3 protein-coding genes are annotated in these 4,700 nt (G+C 45.2%); 2 read left to right on the plus strand and 1 reads right to left on the minus strand.

Annotated features, from left to right (window positions below):
- Both IBX48_RS09820 and IBX48_RS09825 read left to right on the plus strand, forming a co-directional pair.
- Window positions 1-2,079: adenylate/guanylate cyclase domain-containing protein (locus IBX48_RS09820; RefSeq protein ID WP_296833966.1), on the plus strand; the 2,079-nt coding region annotated here is incomplete at its 5' end.
- A gap of 16 nt (window positions 2,080-2,095) precedes the next feature.
- Window positions 2,096-4,474 carry an HD domain-containing phosphohydrolase gene (locus IBX48_RS09825; protein ID WP_296833969.1) on the plus strand — a complete coding sequence of 793 codons (2,379 nt, stop codon included), beginning with the start codon at window positions 2,096-2,098 and terminating at the stop codon, window positions 4,472-4,474.
- Between the two features lie 28 nt (window positions 4,475-4,502).
- Here the strand turns inward: IBX48_RS09825 and IBX48_RS09830 are convergent.
- Window positions 4,503-4,700 (minus strand): hypothetical protein (locus IBX48_RS09830; RefSeq protein ID WP_296833973.1); only part of this gene is annotated, 198 nt, incomplete at its 5' end.

Raw genomic sequence — 4,700 nt, forward strand, 5'->3', positions numbered from 1 at the left:
CCTCAGCTACAAGAACCGTTTGAATTAAAAGTTAAAGACCAAATGATGTTGTGGCGCGGCGAGCTGCCCGCTGATCCGGCGATAGTAATTATCGACATTGATGAACAGAGTTTGAATGAAATCGGCCAATGGCCTTGGCCCCGTGATCAGGTGTCGGCTTTGTTAAAAGGCTTGGCCGATTTGGATGTCGGTATGATTGGGTTAGACGTGGTATTTGCCGAACCGGATAACAGTTCACCTAAACGAGTGTTTGAGCGTTTGGGCATGCAAGATGACAACCTGCCGGATTTCGATGCCATGTTGGCACAGACGGTAGCCGAAACGCCGACTATTTTGGGTTATGTGTTTATCCAAAACCCTGACCCAGTTTCTCCAGGCAAAGCGCCGTCTTCTCAAGCTATTATTGTTGAACGTGACAAACCCGATGCGTCCTATTTGTTTAAACCTTATCGCACGGTTCTGAATATTCCTGAAGTTCAAAACAGTGCTTATTCGAGCGGTTATTTCAATACACTTCCCGATACGGATGGGGTGGTGCGCAGTGTACCGTTAGTGATGGAATACGACGGTATGTTGTTTCCGGCTTTAAGCTTGGAAATGATGCGCATTATTCTAGGTGAAAATCGATTAACTATTCAGTATGAAAATAACGGCGTGGAATCGGTTTACATTGGCGATTTACAAATCCCCACTGACAGTCATGGCCGTTTATTGCTCAATTTCCGAGGTGAATCCTTTCAATATAAGTATATTTCGGCCACCGATATTGTTCATGGCCGTGTTCCAGTAGAACAAGTTGCCGGTAAAATCGCCTTGGTGGGTACGTCGGCCGCTGGGTTGTTGGATTTGCGGGCCACGCCGTTTGATAGCGTTTTCCCCGGTGTCGAAGTACACGCCACCGCGCTCGACAATATGTTGAATCAAGAATTTATCGCCAAACCCATGTGGGTGTTGGGCGCGGATTTGTTTAGCATTGTGTTATTGAGTTTGCTGGTGGGCGCGATGTTGATTTGGCTGGGATCGGTTGCCGGTTTCTTAGTCGCATCGGGTTTGTTTTTAAGCATTGGTTTTGGGCATTATTATGCATTTACCCAGCAAGGGTTGCTGTTAAATACCATCATGCCGCTGTTTGCTTTGGTTGGCTTGTTTTTAGTGGGTACGGTGGTGAACTATTTTTATGAAACCAAACAAAAGACCTTAATCAAAAACCGATTTGCACAAAAAGTCTCTGCCGCCGTGGTGGAGGAGCTGATTAATCATCCGGACGATTTGGTATTGGAAGGTCGCGAGCAAGAAATTACGATTTTCTTTAGCGATATTCGTGGCTTTACCAATTTGTCGGAAACCATGGGTTCGGCTCAGGCGTTAATTAAGTTGCTTAACCGTTATATGACGCCAATGGTGGAGGTGATAACACGCCACCAAGGTACGGTTGATAAATTTATTGGTGATGCGATTATGGCCTATTGGAACGCACCACTGCCAATCGAACAACATGCTGATGAAGCGCTGCAAGCGGCAATTGAACAAATTTTTGCGCTGGAAGACCTAAATAAACAGCTCAGCTTGGAAGGTTTGCCGACTTTGAAAATTGGCATAGGTTTAAATACCGGCTTGTCGGTGGTGGGTGAAATGGGTTCGTTAGGCCGGTCGGATTATACGGTGATTGGTGATCCGGTAAATTTGGCCTCACGCGCGGAAGGCTTAAGTAAACCTTACGGTGCACAAATTGTATTAACCGAGTTTACGCTGTCGGCTTTAAAAGACCCGCAAGTATATAAAATCCGCCTACTTGATAAAGTTCGAGTAAAAGGCAAAGCGCAACCGGTTTCGGTGTATGAGTGTTTGGGTGACAAGCACCAGGCCTGGTATGATTACCAAGAGCCAGAAATGCAACGTTATAATCAGGCACAAGCCGCTTATCACCAGGCCTGCTTTGATCAAGCCTTGGTTTTATTTGAGGCGTTACAACACGATTATCCGCAAACACTTTATACGATGTACGTTGAACGCTGTCGGCATTATATTGAAAATCCGCCGTACAACTTTGACGGTGTATTTACCTTGACCACCAAGTAATCAAGAGATTCGAGCCATGCATAGTATTCGATTTTTAGGCACGCACGGCAGTCGTGCGAAGTCGGCACAAACCACCTGTATTCAAGTGTCGGATACGACCTTGATTGACGCCGGTAATATTTTGAATGGTTTGGGGGACGAAGCGCGTTTAGTAGAACGTGTTTTTTTGACTCATGCTCACTTAGATCATATTTTAGATTTAGGCTTTTGGCTGGATCAGTATTTTGAGACTCGCCAAAAACCGTTGCAAGTATTTGGTTTGCCTGAAACGCTAGAAGCCCTTAAACAGCACGTGTTTAATGATAAAGTTTGGCCGGATTTTTCAAACATTCGATTACTTAACCATCAAGCGTTTGCGCTTGAGTTTCAGCCGATTGAACTGAATAAACCTTATGAAGTTGAACCAGGCCTGGTGCTTACACCAATTCAAGCCTATCACACGCTTGGCAGTTGCGGTTATGTGATCGAACATGCCGATCAGGCTCTAGTGTTTGGGGGCGATGGCTATAGTAACCCGGAAATTTGGCCGCTGATTAATGACAACCCGTCCGTGCGATCGGTCGTATTGGATGTCTCATTTCCCAATCGGTTGTCTCAGATCGCGCAGGCCAGCCAACATTTAACCCCCAAATTGCTCGCACAAGAGTTACTCAACTTAAAACGTCACGATGTCCAAATTTACTTATTTCACCTAAAACCGGCTTACGAGGAAGAGATTCGATCGGAGCTAAAAGCGATGGGTTTATCGGATCAAAACTTCTTAAATGAAGGCGATCAAATTCAGCTCGATACCGGTGCCATTATCAAACACTATGAGCCAGTTAATCAGGCTGAACAAGTTGAAAAACTCAATCGCATCGGGGTGGCGTTGTCGGCCGAAAAAAACCTTAATCATCTGTTAGAAATGATTGTCAGCGAAGCTAAAAACCTCACGGGTGCGGATGGCGGAACCCTTTATCTATTAAAAGATCAACAGTTGCACTTTACGGTGGCACAAACCGATTCGTTAGGCATCAAAATGGGCGGCACCAGCGCTCCGATTAGTTGGCCGCCGCTGCCTTTAATTTTAGACGATGGTCGTCAAAACAAAAAAATGGTGGCCGCGACTTGTGCGTTAGAAGATCGGGTGATTAATATTGAAGATGTGTATCAGGCCGAAGGTTTTTCGTTTGATGGCACTAAAAAGTTTGATGAAGGCACGGGTTATCGCTCGCAGTCGATGTTGGTAATTCCATTACGCAACTTTGAGCAAAAAGTGATTGGGGTGTTGCAGTTATTAAACAAGCAGGACCTGGATCAGGCGACGATTAGTTTTACTGAGGAAGACGAAGCCGTGACCTTATCCTTGGCTTCTCAGGCCGCAGTGGCTTTAACCAATGCGCAGTTAATTGATGATTTGGAGAATTTGCTCGAATCTTTTTTAAACAGCATTATTTATACGATGGGGCGCAAGTCGCCTTATACCGCCGGCCATATCAATCGGATGGTGGCATTAAGTGAATTGCTGGCCGATAAGATTCATCATGATCAACAAACCTACGCCAACATCACTTATAACGATGAGCAAGCCAAGCAGATTAAACTAGCGGCTTTGATGCATGATATTGGTAAGTTGGCTACACCCGAAACCGTGATGGATAAAGCGACCAAGTTGGACGGACATTTTGATCGTATAGAACTGGTTGAGCAGCGTGCGTTACATATTCGAGCCGAAATGGAAAAAAACGCATTACGTATGCAGTTAAATTATCCAGCACGCCAGGCCGAGATTGAAACCGAACTCTTGAGCCATTTGAATCAGCTCGAACAGGGTTTGGCACTGGTAAGAAAAAGTAATACCGGTGGTGAGTTTTTGCCCGATGAGCAGGTGGTTGCGATCCAAAAGTTGGCGGATCAACCTTTCCAAATAGGTGAGCAAACCTTGGCATTGATTAGCGCCGAAGAGGCCTATTGTTTAGTGGTGCAAAAAGGCACCTTAACCAACGAAGAGCGTTTAATTATTAATGAACACGCCGAAATTGGTTTGGCGGTATTAAAGCAGTTACCTTTCCCCGAAAAGTATAAAGACATCCCGCACATTGCGGGTGCACACCACGAAAAAATTAATGGTAAAGGCTATCCGTTAGGTTTAAAAGGTGACGAGATTTCGTTTGATGCACGTATTTTAGCGGTGGCCGATGTGTTTGAAGCTTTGACCGCGCACGACCGTCCTTATAAAAAAGCCAACCCCTTATCGGTGGCGATGAAAATTTTATATTTCATGGCGAAAGACGATGATTTGGATCGAGGTTTGGTGAAGTTTTTTTATCAATCTGGCCTCTACTTGGAATACGCCCATCAATATTTACCCGCTGAGCTGATTGATGAGGTCAGTATCAATTTCTCTGACCTCTAGGAATCACCACCAGGCCTGGTGGTTTGGCTTATATGGGGGTTAAAGCTAAGGCGAGGATCGGGTTATCGTAGCCGTCGGTGGTTTTGTATTCACGGTAACCTTTCGACATTTGATAACCAACAACATAGTTTTTGCCATTGATTTTCCAGTCGAGCGTGCCGGTTTTACCTGGTTCAAAATCCAATAATTCATTCGGCAAATCCATCACCAGGCCTGGTGCAAACTC

It is taken from the genome of Thiomicrospira sp. (assembly GCF_014859555.1).
Taxonomy (GTDB): Bacteria; Pseudomonadota; Gammaproteobacteria; order Thiomicrospirales; family Thiomicrospiraceae; genus Thiomicrospira.

What these genes read in the sequence shown, in the direction of transcription:
- IBX48_RS09825 (WP_296833969.1), top strand. Translation starts at nt 2,096, where the DNA reads ATGCATAGTATTCGATTTTTAGGCACGCACGGCAGTCGTGCGAAGTCG.